Origin of the sequence: Novosphingobium sp. CCH12-A3, from assembly GCF_001556015.1 — a bacterium.
GTDB classification, from domain to species: Bacteria; Pseudomonadota; Alphaproteobacteria; order Sphingomonadales; family Sphingomonadaceae; genus Novosphingobium; species Novosphingobium subterraneum.
Genome location: NZ_LSIA01000047.1, coordinates 1 through 312 on the forward strand (window position 1 = coordinate 1; position 312 = coordinate 312).

Below are 312 nucleotides of genomic sequence, written 5' to 3' on the forward strand. Positions count from 1 at the left end.
GCGAAGATCTACCTGTCGCTGGCGCCGTGTGACATGCGCAAGGGCTTTGACGGGTTATCGGCGCAGGTCCGCAACATCCTTCGGCTCGACCCGTTCTCGGGCGCGGTGTTCCTGTTCCGAGGCAAGCGCGGGAATCGCCTGAAGGCGTTGGTATGGGATGGATCGGGCTTGTGCCTGTACGCCAAGCGCCTGGAGCGCGGAAAGTTCGTGTGGCCCAGAGCAAGCGAAGGCGCGGTGCGACTGTCGGCGGCACAGATGGCGATGCTGATCGAGGGCCTGAACTGGAAGCAGGCGATCGTACACGACGAGGTG

At 63.8% G+C, this 312-nt stretch carries 1 protein-coding gene; it reads left to right on the forward strand.

The window, feature by feature from the left end; translation table 11 throughout:
- A partial coding sequence (gene tnpB / locus AX703_RS03405) for an IS66 family insertion sequence element accessory protein TnpB (RefSeq protein ID WP_156451897.1) occupies window positions 1–312 on the forward strand: 312 nt, incomplete at both ends.